17 protein-coding genes are annotated in these 24,576 nt (G+C 69.6%); 15 read left to right on the plus strand and 2 right to left on the minus strand.

Features of this window, described 5'->3' with window-relative positions; translation table 11 throughout:
• Window positions 1-573 precede the first annotated feature (573 nt).
• The 3 genes from L3078_RS35050 to L3078_RS35060 all read left to right on the plus strand — a co-directional run bounded on the left by L3078_RS35050 (window position 574) and on the right by L3078_RS35060 (window position 3,386).
• On the plus strand, window positions 574-1,335 hold the full coding sequence (locus L3078_RS35050; RefSeq protein WP_239757939.1) for a hypothetical protein: 762 nt from the start codon (window positions 574-576) through the stop codon (window positions 1,333-1,335).
• Window positions 1,336-1,502: 167 nt separating this feature from the next.
• Window positions 1,503-1,991 carry a hypothetical protein gene (locus L3078_RS35055; RefSeq protein WP_239757940.1) on the plus strand — a complete coding sequence of 163 codons (489 nt, stop codon included), beginning with the start codon at window positions 1,503-1,505 and terminating at the stop codon, window positions 1,989-1,991.
• A 321-nt stretch (window positions 1,992-2,312) separates the two neighbouring features.
• Window positions 2,313-3,386 (plus strand): lytic polysaccharide monooxygenase auxiliary activity family 9 protein, encoded by a 1,074-nt coding sequence (locus L3078_RS35060; RefSeq protein WP_239757941.1) that lies wholly within the window; start codon window positions 2,313-2,315, stop codon window positions 3,384-3,386.
• A 256-nt stretch (window positions 3,387-3,642) separates the two neighbouring features.
• On the opposite strand, the gene L3078_RS35065 is transcribed toward L3078_RS35060, so the two are convergent.
• A complete protein-coding gene (locus tag L3078_RS35065) occupies window positions 3,643-7,440 on the minus strand; it encodes a GH92 family glycosyl hydrolase (protein WP_239757942.1) in 3,798 nt (1,265 codons plus the stop codon).
• Window positions 7,441-7,910: 470 nt separating this feature from the next.
• Here L3078_RS35065 and ngcE point away from each other — a divergent pair, with 470 nt between their 5' ends.
• From ngcE to L3078_RS35120, 11 genes are all read left to right on the plus strand, one after another.
• A complete protein-coding gene (gene ngcE, locus L3078_RS35070; RefSeq protein ID WP_239757943.1) occupies window positions 7,911-9,383 on the plus strand; it encodes an N-acetylglucosamine/diacetylchitobiose ABC transporter substrate-binding protein in 1,473 nt (490 codons plus the stop codon).
• A gap of 136 nt (window positions 9,384-9,519) precedes the next feature.
• Window positions 9,520-10,449: a carbohydrate ABC transporter permease gene (locus L3078_RS35075; RefSeq protein ID WP_239757944.1), complete on the plus strand. Its 930-nt coding sequence runs from the start codon at window positions 9,520-9,522 to the stop codon at window positions 10,447-10,449.
• A 19-nt stretch (window positions 10,450-10,468) separates the two neighbouring features.
• Window positions 10,469-11,401 carry a carbohydrate ABC transporter permease gene (locus L3078_RS35080; RefSeq protein WP_239757945.1) on the plus strand — a complete coding sequence of 311 codons (933 nt, stop codon included), beginning with the start codon at window positions 10,469-10,471 and terminating at the stop codon, window positions 11,399-11,401.
• A gap of 204 nt (window positions 11,402-11,605) precedes the next feature.
• Window positions 11,606-12,805: an ROK family transcriptional regulator gene (locus L3078_RS35085; RefSeq protein WP_239757946.1), complete on the plus strand. Its 1,200-nt coding sequence runs from the start codon at window positions 11,606-11,608 to the stop codon at window positions 12,803-12,805.
• 137 nt (window positions 12,806-12,942) lie between these two features.
• Window positions 12,943-14,031, plus strand: coding sequence for a sugar ABC transporter substrate-binding protein (locus tag L3078_RS35090; protein WP_239757947.1), 1,089 nt, complete (start codon window positions 12,943-12,945; stop codon window positions 14,029-14,031).
• 252 nt (window positions 14,032-14,283) lie between these two features.
• Window positions 14,284-15,075: an ATP-binding cassette domain-containing protein gene (locus tag L3078_RS35095; RefSeq protein WP_078853670.1), complete on the plus strand. Its 792-nt coding sequence runs from the start codon at window positions 14,284-14,286 to the stop codon at window positions 15,073-15,075.
• On the plus strand, window positions 15,072-16,394 hold the full coding sequence (locus L3078_RS35100) for a sugar ABC transporter permease (protein ID WP_239757948.1): 1,323 nt from the start codon (window positions 15,072-15,074) through the stop codon (window positions 16,392-16,394). The genes L3078_RS35095 and L3078_RS35100 overlap by 4 nt, the downstream gene beginning before the upstream one ends.
• Window positions 16,395-16,672: 278 nt before the next feature.
• On the plus strand, window positions 16,673-18,592 hold the full coding sequence (gene dxs, locus L3078_RS35105; RefSeq protein ID WP_239757949.1) for a 1-deoxy-D-xylulose-5-phosphate synthase: 1,920 nt from the start codon (window positions 16,673-16,675) through the stop codon (window positions 18,590-18,592).
• Window positions 18,593-18,774: 182 nt separating this feature from the next.
• On the plus strand, window positions 18,775-20,295 hold the full coding sequence (locus L3078_RS35110; protein WP_239757950.1) for an amino acid permease: 1,521 nt from the start codon (window positions 18,775-18,777) through the stop codon (window positions 20,293-20,295).
• A 114-nt stretch (window positions 20,296-20,409) separates the two neighbouring features.
• Window positions 20,410-21,324 (plus strand): NADP-dependent oxidoreductase, encoded by a 915-nt coding sequence (locus tag L3078_RS35115; RefSeq protein WP_239757951.1) that lies wholly within the window; start codon window positions 20,410-20,412, stop codon window positions 21,322-21,324.
• A gap of 52 nt (window positions 21,325-21,376) precedes the next feature.
• A complete protein-coding gene (locus tag L3078_RS35120) occupies window positions 21,377-22,810 on the plus strand; it encodes a DHA2 family efflux MFS transporter permease subunit (RefSeq protein WP_239757952.1) in 1,434 nt (477 codons plus the stop codon).
• A gap of 28 nt (window positions 22,811-22,838) precedes the next feature.
• On the opposite strand, the gene L3078_RS35125 is transcribed toward L3078_RS35120, so the two are convergent.
• Window positions 22,839-23,213 (minus strand): NYN domain-containing protein, encoded by a 375-nt coding sequence (locus tag L3078_RS35125; protein WP_239757953.1) that lies wholly within the window; start codon window positions 23,211-23,213, stop codon window positions 22,839-22,841.
• A 157-nt stretch (window positions 23,214-23,370) separates the two neighbouring features.
• Between L3078_RS35125 and L3078_RS35130 the strand changes: the two genes are divergently transcribed.
• Window positions 23,371-24,492 (plus strand): PLL family lectin, encoded by a 1,122-nt coding sequence (locus L3078_RS35130; RefSeq protein WP_239757954.1) that lies wholly within the window; start codon window positions 23,371-23,373, stop codon window positions 24,490-24,492.
• Window positions 24,493-24,576: the final 84 nt, after the last annotated feature.

Below are 24,576 nucleotides of genomic sequence, written 5' to 3' on the forward strand. Positions count from 1 at the left end.
AAGGGCTTCCTGTGGCCGATCCGTGCCAACGCCCCTTTCGGTCAGGGCAGTTGGAAGCTTCTGTACGTCTCCGTGGGGGGCACCGTCCCCGCCCCGCCGACCGCACCGCACGGCTCCGGATCGGCCGGAACGCAAGGTTCCGTCAGGTGACGGGGACAGGATCAGGACATGGCCGGCACCTCCGCGACCCCGAACGGCCGAGTCCGCGTCCTCATCGCCGACGACGAACCCGGGCTCACCGAACTGCTCGCCGTGGCCCCGGAGGTGCGCCGCTGTGCCTGTCGGGTGCCCGACGGGCACAGCGCCCCGCACGCCGCACGCAGCACGCGGCTGCCCCCCTGCACGCCGTCGTTCCCGACGGGATGCTGCCCGCCCACGACGGCCTCCAGGTGCGGACCGTGGTCGCGGGCGTCGGCCTCACCGTGGCCGCCTGCGCCTGCGCGCGGTCGTCATCCGGCGCCGACGGCGACCCCTCGGCCGTGTCGCCGTCACCACCGTCGAGGTCTCCCGCTCCCCGCTCGACCAGGGCCAGCCAGGCCACCGGTCGTCTGATCGTCGGACTACGCTGGCGCGATGGTGGGGGAACACGACTTCGGTGCGCGGTTACGGCGGCTGCTCGATCGCCGGGGGCTGCGAGCGGCCACCTTGACCCGGCTCGCCGATGCCCCCGGGGCAGAGCTGACCGCCGTCCTCCACGGCGGCGAAGCACCGGCGCCGCTCCTTCTACGGCGCCTCGCACCCGCCCTCGGCCTCCACACCGCGGACGTCTTCGCGATCGCCGGTGTCGACGCCCCCGACGACCTCGCTCCTCCGGACGCGACGGCCGGACGTGAAGTCCCCCGTGTCCTTCGCGAAGCCACCGGTCTCCCGCCGGCGCAGTGCCACACGCTGCACCGATTCGTCGTGGCCCTGCCCCAGGCGGAACGCACCCGGCCCGTCCCGGAAACCCCTCCGGCCCGCCGCTACCCTCCGGGGCCCGGCGCCCTGCTCATGCGCCTGCTGGAGAACCGGAATCTCGACTGGCCTGCCACGGCCAAGACCTTCTGGACGGTCACCGACCGGTACTGGGCGGCCTCCACCTTCGGCCAGGTGGGCCACGGCCGCAAACCCCTCACCCCGGACCTGTTGGCGGACTACGCGGCCCTGCTCGACATCCCCGCCGACGACCTCTCCGCGCTGACCGGCATCCCCCTGCCCACCACCCCCAGCACACCGAAGCTCGACGCGCCCGGCATCGCCGAACTCATCTGGGAACTGCGCCGCCTCACCGCGAGCCAACTCCAACAGGTCACCGACACCGCGAAGACCCTCCGGGACCAGCTCCCGGACGACTGACCCGGCTGACAGGTCGGACCCGCCCTACACGCGAAGCCCACGCAGCCGTACACACGCAGAGCCGCTCACACGCACAGCCACGTTCACGCGACCCCCGAACCAGACGCGCACGTTCGCCGCCCGGCACCCCTGGCGAACGGGGCGCCGGAGGGCCAAGACTGGCACCCATGGATGCACCGACGCGCCGCCGCACCCCGCTCCCGTACGTCGACGAGCACACGATCCTCGTCGAGGCGGACGCCGACGAGGTCTGGTGGGCCCTGGCCGAGGCGCTCGACTGGGCCTTCTCCCGCCCCGCCGCGGTCCGTTACGCCAGGCTCGTGGGCTGCGCCGACCGCACGGCGGCCGGTCCGCGCCCGCCCGTCGAGGGTGAGACGACGTTCCCCGGCTTCCGCACGCTGACCGCGATCCCGGCCGAGCGACTGACCCTCCTGGGCCGCCACCGCTTCTCCTCCTACACCCTGACCTTCCACCTCGACGCGGCGGGACCGGACCACACCAGGCTCCGCGCCGAGACCCGTGCCGTCTTCCCCGGCCCGGCCGGCGGCCTGTACCGCCTGCTCGCCCTGGGCACCGGCACGCACGCGAAGCTCACCCGCCGACTGCTGACGACCGCCCGGCTCCAGGCCGAACGCCCCTGGAGAAAGGCCGGGTGAGTCACCAGCACCACCAGCACCCCGCCGGCTCCGGACTCGGACAGGCCCCGCGCATGGGTACGTGACAGCCGTTTACAAGCACGGCGGCGCGCGCTAGCTTCCGAAGCAGGTGGGGTGGGAGCGCTCCCACCTGTGGCGTGGCGGACCGGAACCCGTCACCCCTGGATCCGCTCCCACCCACACCACCCATCCGTACGGGACGCCTCCGCACCGGCACCTCCGTACGGGCACCTCCGCACCGCCACCTTCACATCGGCACCGGCACATCGGTACGCGCACATTCCCCCCACCTCCAAGCCGTACACGCAAGGAGATCTTGTCATGCACGCAACAAATCGACGATTAAGGCTGCCCCGACACCACAGAGCCCTCCTCCTCGTCCTGCTCGCCCTCGTCACCACGATCCCGGCGCTCGGTCTCGTCGTCACCGCCGGCAGCGGCAAGGCGGAGGCGCACGGCACCCCGATGAAGCCCGGCAGTCGCACGTTCCTGTGCTGGCAGGACGGGCTGACCGACACCGGGGAGATCAAACCGATCAACCCGGCCTGTCGTTCCGCGCAGCAGATCAGCGGCACGACCCCGTTCTACAACTGGTTCTCGGTGCTCCGCTCGGACGGCGCCGGCCGCACCCGCGGCTTTGTCCCGGACGGTCAGCTGTGCAGCGGGGGCAACACCAACTTCACCGGGTTCAACACCCCCAGCGCCGACTGGCCGTTGACCCACCTCACCTCCGGCGCGACCGTCGACTTCTCGTACAACGCGTGGGCGGCGCACCCGGGTTGGTTCTACGTCTACATCACCAAGGACGGCTTCGACCCGACGAAGACACTCACCTGGAACGACATGGAGGCACAGCCGTTCCTGAGTGTCGACCACCCGCCGCTGAACGGCAGCCCGGGCACGGTCGAGGCCAACTACTCCTGGCGGGGCCAGCTGCCCGCGAACAAGTCGGGCCGCCACCTCATCTACATGGTCTGGCAGCGCTCGGACAGCCAGGAGACCTTCTACTCCTGCTCCGACGTCGTCTTCGACGGCGGCAACGGCGAGGTGACCGGCATCAAGGAGCCCGGCAACCCCACCGAGCCGGTGCCGGGCGAGTGCTCCGCGACCCGCCGTACGACGGGCAGTTGGAACGGTGGCTACCAGTCCGAGGTCGTCGTCACCAACACCGGCGACGTGCCGATGCTCGGCTGGATGGTCAACTGGACGCTGCCCGCCGGGCAGAAGGTCGACAGCCTGTGGAGCGGCAGCGCGACCTACACCGGGCAGAACGTGATGGTGCACAACGCGAACTGGAACGGGTCACTGGATCCAGGTGAAACCGCGAACTTCGGATACGTGGTGCAGGGGTCGGGAGGTGATCCCGCGACCACGCTGCCCTGCCGGGTGGGCTGAGCCCGGCGCGATCGGCCCGATCGGCGGCACCGGCCCTGTGCGGGGGCGGGTGCCGTGCTCGGGGCGGACCGGGTGGGCGGGCGGTGCGTGCCCACCCGGTCCGCGAGCCGCGACCCGGTACGGGGGAGACCGGGCGCGGTGGGAGTGCGGCTGTGGGACCCCTCGGCAGGACAACGTTGTCGAGTGGTCTGGACAAGACTCTATCGTTCCAACGGGCAACCAAGTCAAGCCGGTTGGCCCGGGGCCCCGGCCACGGTCAGGACAGCAGCTCCACCTCCGCGAGCGTCGCCGTCCCGTCGAGGACGAGCCGGTAGTGGTCGTACGCCCTCGGGGCCGGGACGGAGAAGGCCCGGGTCTGGCGGTCCCAGGCGAAGGACTCGCCGGAGCGTCTGTCGAGGGTCTTCCAGGTCGTGCCGTCCGTGGAGGCCTGCAGGGTCCAGCCGTCCGGGGCCTCGGCGCGGTCGGCGGAGGTCAGCGTGTACTGAACCGCCTTGGTCCGGGCGGGAGTCGGCAGCGCCACCGTCCCCACGGCGGCCTTCGTCGACGACGTGTCGTCGAACAGCGCCCCCTCGCCCTCGATGGCGTCCGCACGAGGGGCGGGCACCTTGTCGTCCTTCGTGATCGACACCGGAGCGGCGCTCTCGCCCGTGCCCCAGCGGGAGGGCCGCGGCCCCATGTCGAACGTCAGCACACCGCCGCGCGAGATGAGCGAGTGCGGCAGCGAAGTCGACGTCCAGGCCTTGCCGTTGACCTTCAGTCCCTGCACGTACACGTTCCTGGCGCTGTTCCTCGGGGCCTCGACCACCAGGTCCCTGCCGTTGTCCAGGTGGACGGTCGCCTTGGTGAACAGCGGGGAGCCGACGGCGTATTCGCCGCTGCCCATCACCAGCGGGTAGAAGCCGAGCGCGGAGAAGAGGTACCAGGCGGACTGCTCTCCGTTGTCCTCGTCGCCGTGGTAACCCTGGCCGATGCCGCTGCCCACGTAGAGGCGGGAGAGCACCTCGCGGACCTTCTCCTGGGCCTTCCACGGCTGCCCGGCGGCGTCGTACATGTAGATCGCGTGGTGGGCGACCTGGTTGGAGTGGCCGTACATGCCCATCCGGACGTCCCGGGCCTCGGTCATCTCGTGGATGACGCCGGGGTAGGAGCCGATGAGGTCGGGGGAGGCCGTCTCCGGGGTGGAGAAGTAGGTGTCCAGCTTCTTCGCCAGCCCGCCGCGACCGCCGTACAGGTTGGCCAGGCCCTTGCTGTCCTGCGGCGCGGTGAAGGCGTATCCCCAGCCGTTGGTCTCCGTGTAGTCGTGGCCCCAGACCCGGGGGTCGTAGGCCGCGGAGTCGACCCGCCAGGCACCGGTGCCGTCCCGGCCCTGGAAGAAGCCGGCCTTCGTGTCGAACAACTCGACATAGTTGCGGGCCCTGTTGAGGAAGTACGCCGCCTCCTCCCGGTAGCGCTTCTCGCCGGTCTCCCGGTACAGCGCCTGACCCATGCGCGCGATGCCGTAGTCGTTGAGGTAGCCCTCCAGGGCCCAGGACAGGCCCTCGTGGGTGTCGGTGGAGGTGTAGCCGAGGAAGGGGGAGGTGGCCATGCCCTTGCGGCCGACGCCCGCCGACGGTGGTACGACGGTGGCGTTCTTCAGGGCCGCCTCGTACGCCGACTTCGCGTCGAAGTCGACACCCTTGACGTATGCGTCCGCGAACGCCACGTCCGACGAGGTGCCGGTCATCAGGTCCGCGTAGCCGGGGGAGGACCACCGGGAGGTCCAGCCGCCGTCCTTGTACTGCTGCACGAAGCCGTCGACCATCTCACCCGCCTTGCCGGGCGTCAGCAGCGCGTACGCGGGCCAGGTGGTCCGGTAGGTGTCCCAGAAGCCGTTGTTGACGTAGACCTTGCCGTCGACGATCTTCGCGCCGGTGTGGGTCGGGGTGTCCGGACCGGTCATGGGCGAGAACGGCGAGGCGTACTTGTACGTCGAACCCACCTTCTCGAAGCCGGAGTTGGGGTACAGGTAGAGCCGGTAGAGGTTGGAGTACAGCGTGGTCAGCTGGTCGGGGGTGGCGCCCTCGACCTCCACCTTCCCCAGCACGCGGTCCCACTGCGCCCGTGCCCGGTTCTTCACGGCTCCGAAGGACGTGCCCTCCGGGATCTCCTGGCGCAGGTTGTCCTTCGCCTGGTCCAGGCTGATGAGGGAGGTCGCGAGGCGGAGGGTCACCGTACGGTCCGCGCCCGCGTCGAAGCGGAGGTGGCCCTTCACCCCGGTCGAGCCGCCGTCCGTGACGGGCGCGTCGAAGACCCCGTACACGAAGAGCCGGGTCGCTCCCGCCGACAGGCCGGACTTCACATCCGAGAATCCTGTGACGACCCCGTTGTCCTTGTCCAGGGTCAGCCCCGCCTGGTCGGTCACGTTGTCGAAGATCACGCTCGCGTCGTCGCCGGGGTAGGTGAAGCGCAGCGCCGCCGCGTGGTCGGTGGGCGCCATCTCGGCCCTGACGCCGTTCTCGAAGCGCACCCCGTAGTAGTACGGCCGGGCCGTCTCGTTCTCGTGCCGGAAGGCCAACGCCCGTGTGGTGCGGCTCAGTTCGGGTGTTCCGGCGGCTGCCGAGGGCATCACCTGGAAGGTCTGCCGGTCGCCCATCCAGGGACTCGGCTCATGGCTGGCGCTGAAGGCCTGAACGGTCGGCAGGTTGTCCGCGTTGTTGGCGCGCGCGTAGTCGTACAGCCAACTCAGCGAACCCGCGTTGGTGACCGGCGTCCAGAAGTTGAAGCCATGGGGCACCGCCGTCGCCGGGAAGTTGTTGCCGCGGGAGAAACCGCCGCTGGAGTTCGTTCCCCTGGTGGTCACCGCGTAGTCGGACAGGTGTGCCTTCGGCCGCTCGGGCGCCCGGACCCGCAGGGTCACGTCGTCGAGCCAGCCGCGGAACCGCGCCGGGCCCTCGGGCGAGTCGTAGGCCACCAGGATCCGGTCCACGGTCCGGCCGGCGGCGACCGACCCGATCCGCGCGACCACGTCGTTCCACTGGTTGACATACAGCACCTTCGCCGCGCCCTGCCCGCGCGGCGAGAGCGGGAAGCCGTGGCTGTCCACCGCACCCAGCTCGCTGAGGGAGGTGCCGTCGGTGAAGACCAGGTCGACCGAGACGTGGGTCGCGGCGTAGTCCAGATCGCCGTCCGCCATCGACGGGAAGATCCGGTAGGCCAGCTCGGTGTCGCGTTCGACGGCCACGTGCACGTCGAAGATCTTGTTGTACGAGTGGGCCGGTCCGTCCGCCGTGTGGCGGCCCGCGTACCGCAGGGCCCGCTTGCCGGTGAAGCCCGCGCCGGACTTCGCGGTCGCGGATCCGCTCGGGCCCCGGTCGACCAGCGAGAGCATCTCCTTCGGCGGGGGCGCCTGCCCGCCGCCCGTGGAGAACTGCACATCGGCGAGCTGGGTGATCATCGACGCGCCGTTGTTCCGGGTGATGTCGAGCCGGAAGTGCCGGTACCCGGCCACCGCGTCGCGGGGGATGTCGTACGACTTCGTCTGGAACCGTTCGGCGAAGCTCTCGCCGGAGCGGGTGTCGAGGGTCTTCCACTCCTTGCCGTCGGTGGAACCCTTGAGGGCCCAGTCCTTCGGGTCGCGCGTCTCGAAGTCGTTTGCCGACGTCAACGCGTAGGTCACCACCTCGGCCGGGGCGGCGAGGTCGAACTCGGCCCAGCCGGTGGGCTGGAAGGTGAGCCACTTGGTGCCGGGTTCGCCGTCGACGAGGTTCTCCTTCACCTCGCCGCCGTCGGTGTTCTCGCCGCTGGCCCGGACCCCGGTGACCCGGTCGGTGATGTTGCCCGGGATGCCGGTGGTGTAGCCGCCGTCGACCCCCGAGGCCCGGGGGGAGCCGTCCGGCGCGGTGTCGACCGTGCTGATCCAGTCGGGGTCCGGGTCGTCCGGTTCGAACGAGGAGCCGAACTCCCGGGCACCGGCCGCCGGTCGGTCCGGTAACGCGACGGCCGCGCCCTGCGAGGCCACCACCAGAGCGAACGCGACGGCGCCGAGCACCGCCGTGGAACTCCGTCTGTGCCGCATCAGCGAGCACCCTCCCTACGTCCTGCGGACTGTTTCCGATCAAGAAGTGATCGAAAGAGGACAACGTTGTCGAGTCTGCAACGCGGGGACCAGTAGGGGTTGAAGTGGCGAGTGATGTCAAGGGTGTTGGCTGCGTCATCCCGGGCGAATGGCGGGGATTTTCCGGTCAGGTGGCGCAAGGTCGCTCATATTTCCGAGAGGTCTCAACTCGGAAAAGACCGAAGACGAACCTTGCATTCGATCTTGCCCCCCTGGCGGGAAGTGGACTATACCTGTCGGCGTCCGCATAGTGGTCGCACAGCCGCGGACGCACTACCTGGGGGGAATTACCGGTGGTCGCGGACGTGTCCGCGCGCCGACCGCCGTCTTGCCCCTGTTGAATCCTCACGCACGACCCCAGCTTGAACCGACCGCGGTGCCGGGAGGATCCGGTTCACCGCCTGAGTCCTGGAGAAGGCGAGGACTTGAGCATGGGATCCACTACCGCCGAGCACGACCACGGCCCCGAAGGCGCCGACACCACCCACCCCGAGGGCGTCGGCCGCCGCGATCTGATCAAGCGTTCCGCCGCGCTGGGCCTGATCACCGTCCCCACGATGAGCTTCCTGTCCGCGTGCGCCAGCGGGGGAGGCGGGGACGACACCTCCGAGGACAGTCAGGGCAAGACCTCCGAGTCCAATCCCTTCGGCGTGAAGAAGGGCAGCAAGCTCGACGTCGTCATCTTCAAGGGCGGCTACGGCGACGCCTACGCCAAGGCCTGGGAGGCCGCGTTCCAGAAGAAGTGGGGAGTCACCTCCACCCACACCGGCACCCAGGAGATCACCGGCAAGCTCCAGCCGCGGTTCAACGCGGGCAACCCCCCGGACATCGTCGACGACTCCGGCGCCCAGCAGATCCCGATCGACGTCCTCTACAAGAACGACCAGCTCCTCGACCTCGCCGCGGTGCTGGACGCCCCCTCGGTCGACGACCCGGCCAAGAAGGTCCGCGACACCCTCATCCCCGGCACGCTCGACGCGGGCATGCAGGAGGACAAGATCGTCGCGCTCAACTACATCTACACGGTGTGGGGCCTGTGGTACTCCGGCAAGCTGTTCAAGGAGAACGGCTGGGAGGAGCCCAAGACCTGGGCCGACTTCCTGACCATCTGCAAGGAGGCCAAGGCCAAGGACATCGGCGGCCTCGCCCACCAGGGCAAGTACCCGTACTACATCAACGTCGCCATCATGGACCTGATCGCCAAGACGGGCGGACTGGACGCCATGAAGGCGATCGACAACCTCGACCCGAAGGCGTTCGTCGGCTCCGACGCCGCGAAGGCCGGGGTCGAGGCGATCTACGAGGTCGTCGAGAAGGGCTATCTGATGCCCGGCACCAACGGCCTCACCCACACCGAGTCCCAGACCCGCTGGAACCAGTACAAGGCCGTGTTCATCACCTCCGGCTCCTGGCTGGAGAACGAGCAGCTGAAGCAGACACCGGACGACTTCGACATGAAGTTCATGCCGATGCCGCTGCTGCCGGACAGCGTGATGCCGTTCGAGGCGATCCGGGCGGGCTCCGGCGAGCCGTTCATCATCCCGGCCAAGGCCAAGAACCTGCCGGCCGCCAAGGAATTCATGCGGATGATGCTCTCCAAGGAATGGTCGACGCTGTTCGCCAAGGAGGCCAACTCGCTGACCATCCTCAAGGACGGCGTCGACGCCGGCGTACAACTGCGCCCGGGCACCCAGTCGACGGTCGAGGCATCCAAGGCCGCCGGCGACAACACGTTCCGTTACCTCTACACCGAGTGGTACAGCGAGATGGACACGGCGATCCAGAACGCCTCGAACGAACTGATGGCGAAGCGCATCCAGCCGGCCGAGTGGCTCAAGCGGGCACAGGCCGCGGTGGACAAGCAGGCGAAGGACCCCGAATCCAAGAAGAACCGTCGGGACTAGCGGGGCGTCGGAGCGCCGAGGGAGCTGCGCGCCATGGTGAGCTGCGGGTCCGTCGTGGCTCACCGCGCAGTTCCCCGCGCCCCGGAAAGGACGGGGCGCGCCTTTCGTCTCATGGAACCCGAGGCAGGAAACGCCAATGCGTAAAGGGCAGAACCGGTTCGTCGCGGGGTTTCTCCTGGCCCCCGTGGCGCTTTATCTGATCTTCGTGATCTGGCCCTACATCCAGACGTTCGGCTATTCGCTGACGGACTGGAAGGGGCAGTCGCAGACCTTCTCCTTCATCGGCCTCGACAACTACACCGCGTTGTTCGAGGACGACATCTTCCTGCAGGCGATCTGGCACAACATCCTGTTCCTGGTGTTCATCCCGGTCATCACCATCCTGCTCGCGCTGTTCTTCGCGTTCATGCTGAACGCGGGCGGGCGCGGCCGGGCCGGCGGGGTGTCGGGGGTCGCCGGCTCGGGCTTCTACAAGATCGTGTACTTCTTCCCGCAGGTGCTGTCGCTGGCGATCCTCGCGGTGCTGTTCGGCGCCGTGTACCGCAGCGACAGCGGCGGCATGGTCAACGGCCTGCTGATGAAGCTGGGGCTGGTCGACGAGAGCGCTCCCGTCGAGTGGCTGAACGAGCCGAACATGGTGCTCTGGGCCCTCATCCTGGTCGTCGTCTGGCACGGCGTCGGCTTCTACCTCGTGCTGTTCTCCGCCGCCATGCAGGCCATCCCACGCGACATCTACGAGGCCGCGCTGATCGACGGCGCGGGCCGCGCCCACACCTTCTTCCGCATCACCCTGCCGCTGCTGTGGGACTCCGTGCAGACCGCCTGGGTCTACCTCGGCATCGCGGCCATGGACATGTTCATCCTGGTCTCGACCATGACCGCGGGGGAGTACGGCGGCGGCCCCGACCACCACAGCGAGGTCATGGCGACCGTGATGATGCGGAACTTCCTGCTGTACGGCAGGAGCGGCTACGCCTGCGCGATGGGCGTCGTGATGCTGCTCCTCACCCTGATCGTGTCGGTGGTCATGCTGCGCGCCACCCGTCGCGAGCGCGTCGAGTTCTGAGCGGGAGAGACGACAGAAGATGAGTGCACCCCTCAAGACCGCCTCGCGCGGCGACTCGGTCCCCACCGGCCCGACGGTGGACAAGGGCCGGACCGGACCCGGCGACGAGCGCGGCGAAGGCGTCGTCCTGAACGTCTTCTCGCACGGCTTCCTCGCCCTGTGGGCCCTGCTGATCGTGCTGCCGCTGCTGTGGCTGGTGCTCAGCTCCTTCAAGACCGACGCCCAGATCGGCGGCTCGGCCTTCGGCTGGCCCGAGAACTGGACCCTGGACGTCTTCTCCCGGGCCTGGGACAAGGGCATCGGCGACTACTTCGTCAACACGGTCATCGTGCTGGTCTTCTCCGTGCCGCTGACCATGCTGTTCGGCTCGATGGCCGCGTACGTCCTGGCCCGCTACCCGTTCCGGGGCAACCGGCTGCTGTACTACTTCTTCGTCGCCGGCGCGATGTTCCCCGTGTTCCTGGCCCTGGTGCCGTTGTTCTTCATGGTCAAACGGCTGGACATGCTGAACACCTACCAGGGGCTGATCCTGGTGTACGTCGCCTACTCGCTGCCGTTCACCGTGTTCTTCATGCACGCGTTCTTCCGGACGCTGCCCACCGCGGTGTTCGAGGCGGCCATCCTCGACGGGGCCTCGCACACCCGGACGTTCTTCCAGGTCATGCTGCCGATGGCGAAGCCCGGACTGATCAGCGTCGGGATCTTCAACACCTTGGGGCAGTGGAACCAGTTCATCCTGCCGACGGTCCTCATGCAGCCGCAGAGCGGAGACGATCCCGAGCGCTACGTCCTCACCCAGGGCCTCATCCAGCTCCAGCAGCAGCAGGGCTACGCCTCCGACCTGCCCGTCCTGTTCGCCGGTGTCACCATCGCCATGATCCCCATGCTGGTGGTCTATCTCTCCTTCCAGCGCCAGGTGCAGGCGGGCCTCACCTCGGCCACCCTCAAGTAGCCCTTCCCGGGACCCCAAGTAGCCGCAGAGTGACATTTAGTGGTCATTCGGCGACCCCAGTTTCCCTCAAGGACTTGACTGCGGTAACCCGTTCGGCGGAGCTTGGAGTTCACAACTTGTAAGTGGGCCGGGTCTTATGGCTGTGACCCGGGTCACCCGGGCGGCGTGCGGGCCGCCCGGTCCGGGACGGGAGTGGATGAGTCGATGGAGACTCCGGGGTCGCAGTCGTCGCTGCACCGAGCAAATCTCGAGCGCGTCGTACGGGCGGTGCGTCTCGCCGGGTCGCTCACGCAGGCGGAGATCGCCAGGACCACCGGCCTGTCCGCGGCCACGGTCTCCAACATCGTGCGCGAGCTCAAGGACGGGGGAACCGTCGAGGTCACACCCACGTCGGCGGGTGGCCGCCGGGCGCGTGCGGTCTCGCTGAGCGGGGACGCCGGAATCGTGATCGGCGTCGACTTCGGGCACACGCATTTGCGCGTCGCGATCGGGAATCTGGCCCATCAGGTGCTCGCCGAGGAGGCCGAGCCGCTGGATGTGGACGCCTCCTCGACCCAGGGTTTCGACCGGGCGGAGCAGCTGGTCACCCGCCTGGTCGAGGCCACCGGGGTGGACCGTACGAAGATCGCGGGGGTGGGCCTCGGCGTGCCCGGCCCGATCGACGTCGAGTCCGGGACGCTCGGCTCCACCGCGATCCTGCCGGGCTGGACCGGCACCAAGCCCGCCGCCGAGATGCAGCACCGCCTGGGCGTCCCGGTGCACGTGGACAACGACGCCAACCTCGGCGCCCTCGGTGAGCTGGTCTGGGGCAGCGGCCGGGGGGTGCGGGACCTGGCCTACATCAAGGTCTCCAGCGGCGTTGGTGCCGGACTGGTGATCGATGGCAAGATCTACCGGGGCCCGGGTGGCACAGCGGGAGAAATCGGGCATATTACTCTTGATGAATCCGGCCCGGTCTGCCGCTGCGGCAACCGCGGCTGCCTGGAGACCTTCGCTGCCGCGCGCTATGTGCTGCCGCTCCTCCAGTCCAGCCACGGCACCGACCTGACCATGGAAGGGGTCGTACGGTTGGCGAGGGACGGGGACCCGGGCTGCCGTCGGGTGATCGCCGACGTCGGCCGACACATCGGAAGTGGAGTCGCCAATCTCTGCAACTTGTTGAACCCGAGCCGCGTGGTCCTCGGTGGCGATCTCGCCGAGGCCGGAGAGCTGGTTCTCGGACCCATAAGGGAGTCGGTCGGCCGGTACGCGATCCCGAGTGCCGCACGTCAACTCTCAGTGCTGCCAGGGGCACTTGGCGGCCGTGCCGAGGTCCTCGGGGCCCTGGCGCTGGCCCTCAGCGAGATGGGTGATTCCACCCTTTTGGACGGGACCCTCACCGCGGCAACCCCTGTCTTCACTTAGAGAACGAAACACGCCGTTGCCAACCCGTTAAGGATTTACTTCTTGACGTCGCACGTGTGGCCGAGTTGACTTCCAGCCACCTCGGCCGCAGTGCTGCGGCCCGTGTCAGGGAGGCACAACCCAAAATGAACGCAACGATGCGTAGAGTCGTGATCGGCGCCACCGCGGTTTCGCTGGCGCTCTCCGTGGCCGCCTGTGGCAAGGCCGGCGACGACAACGACTCGGACAGCGGCAGCAGCGGTGGCGACAGCAAGACGATCGGTCTGCTCCTGCCCGACAACGTCACCGCGCGCTACGAGAAGTTCGACCGTCCGTACTTCGAGGACAAGGTCGAGGAGCTCTGCGACGACTGCAAGGTCGAGTACGCGAACGCTGCCGCCGACCCCACCAAGCAGGCTCAGCAGATGAGCACCATGGTGACCAAGGGCGTCAAGGTCATCGTCGTCTCCGCCCAGGACTCCGCCGCCATCAAGTCCTCCATCCAGTCCGCGGTGGACAAGGGCGTCAAGGTCGTCGCCTACGACCGTCTGGCCCAGGGCCCGGTCTCGGCCTACGTCTCCTTCGACAACGTCAAGGTCGGCGAGCTGCAGGGCGAGGCCCTCCTCGCCGCGCTCGGCGACAAGGCGACCCCGAAGGCCAAGGTCGTCATGATCAACGGCGACGACGCGGACCCGAACGCCGGTCAGTTCAAGGAGGGCGCGCACAAGGCCCTCGACGGCAAGGTCGACATCGCCTACGAGCAGTCCGGCCTCTGGAAGGACACGGTCGCCGCCCAGAAGATGTCCGCGGCCATCACCCAGCTGGGCGCCAAGAACATCGCGGGCGTCTACGCCGCCAACGACGGCATGGCCGGTGGCATCGCCAACACCCTCAAGGGCGCGAAGATCAGCGGCATTCCGCTGACGGGCCAGGACGCCGAACTCGCCGCCATCCAGCGGATCGTCGCCGGCACGCAGTCCTCCACGGTCTACAAGGCCTACAAGCCGGAGGCCGACACGGCCGCCGAGCTCGCGGTCAACCTGCTGGAGGACAAGGACATCAAGTCCCTGGCCGACACCGAGGTGACCAGCGGGTCCGGCGACAAGGTCCCGGCGAAGCTGCTGACCCCGGTCTCCGTGACCAAGGACAACATCAGCGACACGGTGGTCAAGGACGGCCTCTACAAGGTCACCGACATCTGCACCCCCGAGTTCGCCAAGGCCTGCAAGGAGGCCGGCCTCGAGTAGTCACTCGGGCCCGGGCCGCGGGCGGTCACCGCGTCACGACCGCCCACGGCCCACCTGAACCTGTCCGGCGCCCGCCCCACCTCAGACCCCGCTTCCGGGGCGGGCGCCGGACGGAACCGCTGCCGAGTGAGCAGCGGCCATACGCATGTTCACCTTGTAAGCCTTGTGCGACGGCCCCTCACCCCCGGGGCCGGCACATCCTCCGCGCCCGGTTTCCGGCGCGGCATCCCCGCCGGTCAGGCGGCGAAGGAGATGGTTCACGTGTCCGCTACGCCCGTGCTGGCGTTGCGCGGAGTCTCCAAGCGATTCGGTGCGGTGCAGGCACTCACCGACGTCGAGCTGGAGGTCCACGCCGGTGAAGTGGTCGCCCTGGTGGGCGACAACGGCGCAGGAAAGTCCACCCTGGTCAAGACCATCGCGGGTGTCCACCCCATCGATGAGGGCGTCATCGAGTGGCAGGGCGACCCGGTCAAGATCAACAAGCCGCACGACGCCCAGGGCCTCGGTGTCGCGACGGTCTACCAGGACCTCGCGCTCTGCGACAACCTCGACGTCGTCGGCAACCTCTACCTCGGTCGCGAGCTGCTGCACCGGGGCGTCATCGACGAGGTGACGATGGAGAAGAACTCCCGGGAGCTGCTGTCCACGCTCTCCATCCGGATCCCGAGCGTTCGGATCCCGATCGCGAGCCTCTCCGGCGGTCAGCGCCAGGTCGTCGCCATCGCCCGCGCCCTCATCGGTGACCCCAAGCTCGTCATCCTGGACGAGCCCACCGCCGCCCTCGGTGTCGAGCAGACCGCGCAGGTCCTCGACCTGGTCGAACGGCTGCGCGAGCGCAACCTCGCCGTCATCCTCATCAGCCACAACATGGCCGACGTGAAGGCGGTCGCGGACACCGTGGCCGTTCTGCGGCTGGGCAAGAACAACGGCTCCTTCTCCGTGAAGGACACCAGTCACGAAGAGATCATCGCCGCGATCACGGGTGCCACGGACAACGCCGTGACCCGTCGTGCGGGGCGGCGCACCACGGAGGCGGCAAAGTGAGCGACACGTCCAAGACCGTGAAGAGCGATTCCGCAGCCGACGGCCAGACCACGGTCGCCCCCGCCGACGACCCCACGGCCGCGCCGGTCACCGTCGTCGACCCGCGTCTGCTGGTCCGCGAAGAGGGCCTCAAGGGCTACGTCACCGAGTTCAAGCGCAAGGTGAAGGGCGGCGAGCTGGGCTCGCTGCCGGTGGTCATCGGCCTGATCGTCATCTGGACGATCTTCCAGCTCCAGAACGATCGTTTCCTCAGCGCCGACAACCTCTCGAACATCAGCTACTTCCTCTCGGCCACCGGCATGCTCGCCATCGGCCTGGTGTTCGTGCTGCTGCTCGGCGAGATCGACCTGTCCGTGGGTTCGGTCAGCGGCCTGGCCTCCACCCTGTTCGCCGTGTTCGCGGTGAACGAGGGCATGAACTCCTGGTTGGCGCTGGTCCTCGCGGTCATCACCGGTCTCGCCATCGGCGCGCTGCACGGCTGGTTCTTCGCCAAGATCGGCGTACCCGCCTTCGTCGTCACCCTGGCCGGCTTCCTCGGCTGGAACGGCCTGATGCTGTGGCTGCTGGGTGAGAGCGGCACCATCAACATCCCCTCCGACGAGGGCCCGGTCCGGCTGCTCGGCCAGAGCTCCTTCTTCATGGACCAGGCCATCATCGGCGCGTACATCCTCGCCGGGCTCGCCGTGGTGCTCTCCCTCGTGGGCAACCTCAACGAGCAGCGCCGTCGTCGGGCCGCGGGTGTGCCGTTCCGGCCGACCAGCGAGATCCTGCTGCGTGTCGGCGCGCTCGCCCTCGTCTCCTTCGCCGCCGCCGCCGTGCTCAACAACGCGTCCGGTGTCTCGAACGCGCTGGTGATCTTCCTCGCGGCGCTGGTGATCGTGGACTTCGTCCTGCGCCGCACGACCTACGGCCGTCAGGTGTTCGCGGTCGGCGGCGGCATCGAGGCCGCCCGCCGTGCCGGTATCAACGTGCCGATGATCCGGATCACCGTGTTCGCCATCTCCGGTGGCTTCGCGGCGGTCGGCGGCATGTTCTTCGCCGGCCAGACCGCGAGTGCGACGCTGTCCGCCGGTGGCGGCAACACGCTGATGCTCGCGATCGCCGCGGCGGTCATCGGTGGCACCAGCCTCTTCGGTGGGCGCGGGTCGGTGTGGTCGGCGCTGCTGGGCATGCTGGTGATCCAGTCGATTCAGACGGGTCTCGACCTGCTGAACATGAACACGTCGATCCAGTACATGATCACGGGTGCGGTGCTGTTGGGTGCGGTCGTCATCGACTCCGTCAGCCGGCGGAGCCAGAAGGCCGCCGGCCGCGCCTAGACGCCGTCGGGGTGCGGTGGGCCCGCGAGTGCTGGTCCGTCGTGGCTGGTCGCGCAGTTCCCCGCGCCCCTTCAGGGCGCTGATGTGCCCGGTGCCTCCAAGGTGCCGGGCACTTCCGCTTGTTGTCGGACGTTTCGTACGGGTACGTCTGCGCAGGATGGTTTACGGCCATTCGCGTGACACGGGACTCGACCGCCCGGCCGTCGGCCCGGTGCGCGGAAGATTAGACTTCGTCGAGCCCGGTAACGCTCGAACAGCACTATCGCAAGGAGGCACGGGTGCCGCTGCTGACCCGCATCAGGGGACCGCGCGATCTGGACCGGCTCAGCTTGGAGGAGTTGGACCAGCTGGCGGAGGAGATCCGGACCTTCCTCGTGGAGGCGGTGTCGAAGACCGGCGGCCACCTCGGCCCGAACCTCGGCGTGGTCGAGCTCACCATCGCCCTGCACCGGGTCTTCGACTCGCCCAAGGACAAGGTGCTGTGGGACACGGGCCACCAGTCCTACGTCCACAAGCTGCTGACCGGCCGCCAGGACTTCTCCAGGCTGAAGATGAAGGGCGGCCTGTCCGGCTACCCCTCGCAAGGTGAGTCCGAGCACGACGTCATCGAGAACAGCCACGCCTCCACCGTACTGGGCTGGGCCGACGGCCTCGCCAAGGCCAACCAGGTGCTGAAACGCGACGACCACGTGGTCGCGGTCATCGGCGACGGCGCGCTGACCGGCGGTATGGCCTGGGAGGCGCTCAACAACATCGCCGACGCCAAGGACCGCCCGCTGGTCATCGTCGTCAACGACAACGAGCGCTCGTACGCGCCGACCATCGGCGGCCTCGCCAACCACCTCGCCACGCTGCGGACCACCGACGGCTACGAGCGGTTCCTCGCCCGCGGCAAGGACCTGCTGGAGCGCACCCCGGTCGTCGGCCGGCCGCTCTACGAGACGCTGCACGGCGCCAAGAAGGGGCTGAAGGACTTCATCGCCCCGCAGGGCATGTTCGAGGACCTCGGCCTCAAGTACGTCGGCCCGATCGACGGGCACGACATCGAGGCCCTGGAGTCCGCGCTCGCCCGCGCCAAGCGCTTCGGCGGACCGGTCATCGTGCACTGCCTCACCGAGAAGGGCCGCGGCTACCAGCCCGCCCTCCAGGACGAGGCCGACCGCTTCCACGCCGTCGGCAAGATCCACCCGGACACGGGTCTGCCCATCGCCTCCTCCGGCGCCGACTGGACCTCCGTCTTCGGCGAGGAGATGGTGAAGCTCGGCAAGGAGCGCGAGGACATCGTCGCCATCACGGCGGCCATGCTCCAGCCGGTCGGGCTCGACCGGTTCGCCAAGGCCTTCCCCGAGCGGGTCTACGACGTCGGCATCGCCGAGCAGCACGGCGCGGTCTCGGCGGCGGGCCTCGCCACCGGCGGTCTGCACCCCGTCTTCGCGGTGTACGCCACCTTCCTCAACCGGGCCTTCGACCAGGTCCTGATGGACGTCGCCCTGCACAAGTGCGGTGTGACGTTCGTCCTGGACCGGGCCGGTGTCACCGGCACCGACGGCGCCTCGCACAACGGCATGTGGGACATGTCGATCCTCCAGGTCGTCCCGGGGCTCCGGCTGGCCGCCCCGCGCGACGCCGACCAGGTCCGCGCCCAGCTGCGCGAGGCCGTCGAGGTCACCGACGCGCCGACCGTGGTGCGCTTCTCCAAGGGCGCCGTCGGCCCCGCCGTGCCCGCCCTGCGCCGGGTCGGCGGCATGGACGTGCTGCGCGAGCCCGGCACCGACACCCCGGACGTGCTCCTCGTCTCCGTCGGCGCCCTCGCGCCGATGTGCCTGGAGATCGCCGACCTGCTCGACAAGCAGGGCATCACCACGACCGTCGTCGACCCCCGCTGGGTCAAGCCCGTCGACGAGCACATGGCGCCGCTCGCGGACAAGCACCGCGTCGTCGTCACCGTCGAGGACAACTCCCGCGTCGGCGGCGTCGGCTCGGCCGTCGCCCAGGCGCTGCGGGACGCCGGGGTGGACCTCCCGCTGCGTGACTTCGGCATCCCGCCGCGCTTCCTCGACCACGCCACCCGCGCCGAGGTCCTGGCCGAGATCGGGCTCACCGCGCCCGACATCGCCCGTCAGGTCACCGGGCTGGTCTCCAAGCTCGACGGCCGGTTCGGCGACGCCACCGCCGAGGCGGAACCCGCGCGCGACTGACGTATCCCTGTGGGCCGTTCGGGCCGGTGTCGCCATTCTTTACGGTGGTGATACCGGCCCATTCGCGTGAAACCGCTCCCGTCCGGGCAAACGCTCCCCCAGTCTCGGCTTCGCTCGACCGAGGGGACCCCCATCGCCCCCTCTCCATCATGTCGAGGACGCCCAGCGTGGGAGGTACGCCCGTGAGCAGCACACTCTTCCGGACCAAGAAGGTCGAGCAGTCCATCCTTGATACCGAGGAGCCCGAGCACGCGCTCAAGAAATCCTTGTCCGCGCTGGATCTGACGGTCTTCGGCGTCGGTGTCATCATCGGCACCGGCATCTTCGTCCTCACCGGCACGGTGGCCAAGAACAACGCCGGTCCCGCCGTGGCCCTCGCCTTCGTCGTGGCCGGCGTCGTCTGCGCGCTCGCCGCCCTCTGCTACGCGGAGTTCGCGTCCACGGTCCCGGTCGCCGGATCCGCGTACACCTTCAGCTATGCCTCCCTCGGGGAGCTGCCCGCCTGGATCATCGGCTGGGACCTGGTGCTGGAGTTCGCGCTGGGGACGGCGGTGGTGGCCGTCGGCTGGTCCGGCTACATCCACTCGCTGATGGACAACGCGGGCTGGGACCTGCCCGCCGCGCTCGGCACGCGGGACGGGGCCGACGGCTTCGGCTTCGACATCCTCGCCGCCCTGCTCGTCCTGGTCCTCACCGCCATCCTGGTGGCCGGCACCAAGCTCTCCGCGCGGGTCACCTCGGTCGTCGTCGCCATCAAGGTGACGGTCGTCCTCACCGTGATCATCGCGGGCGCCTTCTTCGTCACCGCCGACAACTACGACCCGTTCATCCCGAAGGCGCAGGAGGTGCCGGCGGGTGACAGCCTCCAGTCCCCGCTGATCCAGCTGATGTTCGGCTGGGCGCCCGCCAACTTCGGCGTGATGGGCATCTTCACGGCCGCCTCCGTCGTCTTCTTCGCGTTCATCGGCTTCGACGTCGTCGCCACGGCCGCCGAGGAGACGCGGAACCCGCAGCGCGACATGCCCCGCGGCATCCTCGGCTCCCTCCTGATCTGCACCACGCTGTACGTGGCGGTCTCGATCGTCGTCACCGGCATGCAGCACTACACCGACCTGTCCGTGACCGCGCCGCTCGCCGACGCCTTCAAGGCCACCGGGCATCCGTGGTTCGCGGGCTTCATCAGCTTCGGCGCCGCCGTCGGTCTGACGACCGTGTGCATGATCCTGCTGCTCGGCCAGACCCGGGTGTTCTTCGCGATGAGCCGCGACGGACTGCTGCCGCGTTTCTTCTCCCACGTCCACCCCCGGTTCAAGACCCCGCACCGGCCGACCATCCTGCTCGGGGTGATCATCGCGATCGTCGCGGGCTTCACCCCGCTGAGCGAGCTGGCCGAACTGGTGAACATCGGCACGCTGTTCGCGTTCGTGGTCGTCGCGATCGGCGTCGTCATCCTCCGCCGGACCCGCCCCGACCTGCACCGGGCGTTCCGCACCCCGTGGGTGCCGCTCGTCCCGATCCTCTCGGTGTGCGCCTCGCTGTGGCTGATGCTCAACCTGCCCACCGAGACCTGGCTCCGCTTCGCCGCCTGGATGGCCCTCGGCATCGTCGTCTACTTCGTCTACGGCCGCACACACAGCCGGCTCGCACGTCACGAGGAGACGCCGGCGGGCGAGGTCGGGGGGCCGGGACGCGGCACCCCCTGACCCGGAGGGGAGAGCGAATCAGGGCACTTGACCTCAAGAGCAGTTGAGGTTCGAGACTTCCCTGTGTCGGCCGTCCGGCTGATCTCCGTGACCGGTGAAGGTGAAGTGATCCCCGTGAAGGCAGCGGCGTTGTACTCGTTCGGCGGGCCCGAGGTCCTGACGCTCACCGATCTCGACGAGCCCCACGCCGGCCCGGGCCAGGTGCGTGTGCGCGTGAAGGCGGCCGGTGTCCAGCACTTCGACGCCGGCATCCGGCAGGGGTGGGCGCCCCCCTCCGTCGACCTCGGCTTCCCGGTCGTCCCCGGCAACGAGTTCGCCGGGGTCGTCGACCGGGTGGGTGAGGGCGTCACCGGCTTACCCGAGGGTTCCGAGGTCCTCGGGTACACGACGCTCGGCTCCTACGCCGAGTACGTCGTGGCACCCGCCGACCAGATCGTGCACAAGCCGGCCGGCATGCCCTGGGACATCGCCGGCGGGTTCTCCGCCAACGGCCAGGGCGCCCATCTGTGCCTGCGGGAGATGAAGGTGGGGCCCGGCGACACGGTGCTGATCCACGCGGCGGCCGGCGCCCTCGGCACGTTCGCGGTCCAACTGGCCCTGGCCTGGGGCGCCGACACCGTCATCGGCACCGCGAGCGAAGCCAACCACGATTACCTGCGGTCCATCGGCGCCGTCCCCGTGACCTACGGGGAGGGGCTCGTCGAGCGGGTCAGGGCCCTCGCTCCTGACGGCGTGGACGCCGCGATGGACAACGCCGGCCCCGAGGCCCTCCGTGCCTCCGTCGAGTTGGTCAAGGACAAGAACCGCATCCGGACCATGATCTCCGACGAGGCCGCAGAGGAGCTCGGTGTGCCGGCTCTGGGTCCCGGCCGGTCGGTCGAGCGACTGTTGGAACTCATCGAGATCTACGAGCAGGGCAAGATTCGCCTGCACATCCGCAATGCCTATCCGCTAGACCGGGCCGCCGACGCGCACCGGGACCTGGAGAGCGGCCACGGGCACGGAAAGCTCGTTCTCACCGTCGACTGACGCCCCTTCGTCCCGCGCGACCGTGACCCCACGGAAAGGAATGCAAGACACCATGGCGCCGGAACTCACCTCGAAGGGCGTCGCCACGGCACGGAAGGAAGCCGGTCTGACGGCGCTCGGGTGCGTCGTCGTGCTGGGAACCGTCGTGGCCGCGATCGACGGCACCCTCATGGTCGTGGCCATCGACGCGATCGGCACGGAATTCTCGGCGTCGGCACAGGCCGTGCAATGGGTCACCGGCGCCTATCTCCTGGCCACCTGCGCGGCCATCCCGGTCTCCGGACACGCGGTCGACCGGTTCGGCGCCAGGAGGGTATGGCTCTGGTCGCTGCTCGCCTTTCTGGCGTCCGTGGTGCTGTGCGGTCTCGCCTGGTCGCCCGCGAGTCTCATTTTCTTCCGGGTGCTCCAGGGGTTCTCCGGCGGCCTGATCGGGACGGTCGCCACGGTCGTACTGACCCGTGCGGCCGGACCGGAGCGGGCCGGCCGGGCGTTCAGCGCCATCGCCGTGCCCTCCACGCTCGCGCCGGTCCTCGGCCCCATCGCGGGCGGCGCGGTCATCGACGCGGCCAGTTGGAGATGGCTCTACTTCGGGCAGCTGCCCCTGCTCCTCATCGCCCTGGGCGCCGCCGTCGTCGTGCTGCCGCGGGACATCGGGGACCGCGCCGCGCGCCTCGACGTGAAGGGGCTGTTCCTCGTCACCCCCGGTCTCGCCGCGCTCGTGTACGGCCTCGCCGAGATCGCCGGCGCCGAGGGGTCCACCGGCGCCCTCGGCGTCGCCATGGACGCGGGGCTCGTGCTCCTGGGGGTCCTTCTCACGGCCGCGTATGCCGGACACGCCCTGCGGAACCGGGAGCGAGCCCTGATCGATCTGACCCTCTTCGGCAACAGAGGATTCTCGATCGCCGTCGTGCTCATCTTCGTCGTGGGGTTCCTGCTGTACGGCCTGCTCTTCCTCGTCCCCCTCTACTACCAGCAGATCGTCGGCCTCAGTGCGACGGCCGCCGGTACGCTCCTCGCGCCCCAGGGCGCCGGTATGGGGGTGGCGGCGCTCTTCATCGGCTCGCTGACCGATCGGTTCGGCGCCCGGCCGATGGTGCTGTGGGGTCTGGTGCTCACCACCGTGGGCACCCTTCCCTTCGCCCTCTCCGGCACGCGCCCCGACGACCTGCTGCTCGGCGCGGCGCTGGTGCTGCGCGGCGCGGGTCTCGCCTCCATCTCCATCCCGTTGGCGGCCGCCCTCTACAAGAGCGATCTGCCGCGCGAGGCGATCCCGCACATCACCACGATCAGCGCCGTCGCGCAGCGCGTCGGGGGCGCGTTGGGCGGGGCCATGGCCGCGGTGAGTCTGCAACTGCTGTCGGAGTCGGGCGAGGAGTTCGACGGATCCGCGTTCACCGCCACGTTCTGGTGGATGACCGCCCTCCTCCTCGTGCCCTTCGCGCTCGCCCTGCTGCTGCCTCGCGGGGCCGCGCACCAGCGCGGTTGAGGCCGGCCGCCGGACGGTGCGCGGCAGTTCACGAACTGCCGCGCACCGTCCGTGGTCCGGTCACCTCGGCGCCCAACTCGCCCACCCTGCGCCGTAGTTCACGGTCGGCGGTGACCACGAGGCAGGGGCGGTCGGGAGCCTCCTCGGTGACGAGTTCCACGATGCGGTCGTCACCGCTGCGGGGTGCGGGCTCGACCCGTACGCCGGGGACCGGCTCCACGCCCCGGGCCGCGCCCTCGACCACCATCACCAGCTCGACGGGCCCGTCGAGGCCGGGGACCCCGTCGCGGGCCAGGCGGTCGCGCAGGCGTTCCGCCGCGCCGCGCCGGTCGCGCCACCAGCCGTCGGGGACGGAGCCGATGACGTTGGCGGCGTCGACGATCACGAGCAGGGGAGCGTCCATGGGGGACAGGGTCGCACGCCGGGCGGTCCGGCCCGGTGGTCCCGCCGGGTGGGTGAAACGTTCATCTTATGATGGGGCCCGCTCGGCCTTCCGTGTCCCGTGCGCGGAGGCGGGCGGGGAGCCGCGCCGAGCACCAGCGGAAAGGGCAGGTCACGTCATGCGGACCAGATCCGGGCGCACCGCGGCTCAGGGGGCGGCGGCCGGCAGCGCGGCGGACGGCGGGAGCGGGCGGCACCGGGCCGAGACCACGCTCGCCGGCTCCTGGCTCGTCCTCGGCAAGGACGGCAGGCTCACCGCGTACGCCCGCGCGCGTGCGGGCCTGTTGCGCTGGACGCAGACGCGGCCCGGCGGCGCCGAGTGGGCCGGTCCGGACCTCTTCCCCGTGGCGGGGCTGACCGACCTCCACGTCGTGCAGGGCGCGAACACCTATGTGCACTTCCTCGGCCGCCGTGAGGTCGCCAAGGGCGACGGCCCGCCCGCCGTGGACGTCGTGCACGCCATCCAGTACCAGACCGGCCGACCGGTCACCGAGTGGCGTTCGCTGGGCAATCCGCACAAGGACGCCACCAAGGCGGCGCGCTTCGGGATGCCCGTCGGCGCGGTGAGCGCCGGCGGAAACGTGCATGTCTTCGCGCGCAACGCCGGGGGCGGCGTGATGCTGCGCCGGGAGCTGGCGGGCGGCAAGTGGAGCGCGTGGACCGACCTCAAGGGCAGCCTGGTGCGGGACCCGGTGGCCGTGGTCGCGTACGCGTCCGGGCGCGTCGAGGCACTGGTCGGTGGTCAGGACCTCATCATGCGCTGGACGCAGGAGAAGCCCGACGGGGCCTTCGCCCAGGAGCCCACCGTCCCGTTGTCGGTGGCCCGCGGCAGCGCGGTGGGTCTGGAGACCGCGCCGGACCGGGCGACGTACTACTGGACCGACCCGGCGACCGGTGGCGTCGTCGCCCATCGGCCGGGCGGCGGGGTGATCCCGCTGGGCGGGGCTCCGACGGAGGGCCCGGTGGCCGTGCTGCGGGTGCCGCTCGACGGGTACGACTGCACGGTGCTGGCCCGTCGCGACGTCGAGGGACGGGTCCTGCTGGCCGCCTGCGGCACCGAGAACGAGCAGGCCGGGGTGTGGTGGTCGCCGACCCGTGAGCGCTGCGTGGGGACGCCGGCGTTGGCCCGTGACGCGTACGGGCGGGTCGTGCTCGGGGTGATCGACGCGGGGGGCGCGTTGCGCGTGGCCCGGCAGAACGACGAGGCGGGACTGGCGTTGGCGCCGGCGGTCGCTGTCTGACGGTGCGTGTGCGCCTGCGCGTCTGCCGGGGCGACCACGTCAAGAGGGCCCCCGCCCGCAGGCGGAGGCCCTCTTGAGGTTCAT

It is taken from the genome of Streptomyces deccanensis (assembly GCF_022385335.1).
Classification (GTDB): domain Bacteria; phylum Actinomycetota; class Actinomycetes; order Streptomycetales; family Streptomycetaceae; genus Streptomyces; species Streptomyces deccanensis.

What these genes read in the sequence shown, in the direction of transcription:
- L3078_RS35080 (WP_239757945.1), top strand. Translation starts at nt 10,469, where the DNA reads ATGAGTGCACCCCTCAAGACCGCCTCGCGCGGCGACTCGGTCCCCACC.
- ngcE (WP_239757943.1), top strand. Translation starts at nt 7,911, where the DNA reads ATGGGATCCACTACCGCCGAGCACGACCACGGCCCCGAAGGCGCCGAC.
- L3078_RS35125 (WP_239757953.1), bottom strand. Translation starts at nt 23,213, where the DNA reads ATGGACGCTCCCCTGCTCGTGATCGTCGACGCCGCCAACGTCATCGGC.
- L3078_RS35050 (WP_239757939.1), top strand. Translation starts at nt 574, where the DNA reads ATGGTGGGGGAACACGACTTCGGTGCGCGGTTACGGCGGCTGCTCGAT.
- L3078_RS35060 (WP_239757941.1), top strand. Translation starts at nt 2,313, where the DNA reads ATGCACGCAACAAATCGACGATTAAGGCTGCCCCGACACCACAGAGCC.
- L3078_RS35095 (WP_078853670.1), top strand. Translation starts at nt 14,284, where the DNA reads ATGGTTCACGTGTCCGCTACGCCCGTGCTGGCGTTGCGCGGAGTCTCC.
- L3078_RS35090 (WP_239757947.1), top strand. Translation starts at nt 12,943, where the DNA reads ATGCGTAGAGTCGTGATCGGCGCCACCGCGGTTTCGCTGGCGCTCTCC.
- L3078_RS35075 (WP_239757944.1), top strand. Translation starts at nt 9,520, where the DNA reads ATGCGTAAAGGGCAGAACCGGTTCGTCGCGGGGTTTCTCCTGGCCCCC.
- L3078_RS35065 (WP_239757942.1), bottom strand. Translation starts at nt 7,440, where the DNA reads ATGCGGCACAGACGGAGTTCCACGGCGGTGCTCGGCGCCGTCGCGTTC.
- L3078_RS35120 (WP_239757952.1), top strand. Translation starts at nt 21,377, where the DNA reads ATGGCGCCGGAACTCACCTCGAAGGGCGTCGCCACGGCACGGAAGGAA.
- L3078_RS35085 (WP_239757946.1), top strand. Translation starts at nt 11,606, where the DNA reads ATGGAGACTCCGGGGTCGCAGTCGTCGCTGCACCGAGCAAATCTCGAG.
- L3078_RS35130 (WP_239757954.1), top strand. Translation starts at nt 23,371, where the DNA reads ATGCGGACCAGATCCGGGCGCACCGCGGCTCAGGGGGCGGCGGCCGGC.
- L3078_RS35055 (WP_239757940.1), top strand. Translation starts at nt 1,503, where the DNA reads ATGGATGCACCGACGCGCCGCCGCACCCCGCTCCCGTACGTCGACGAG.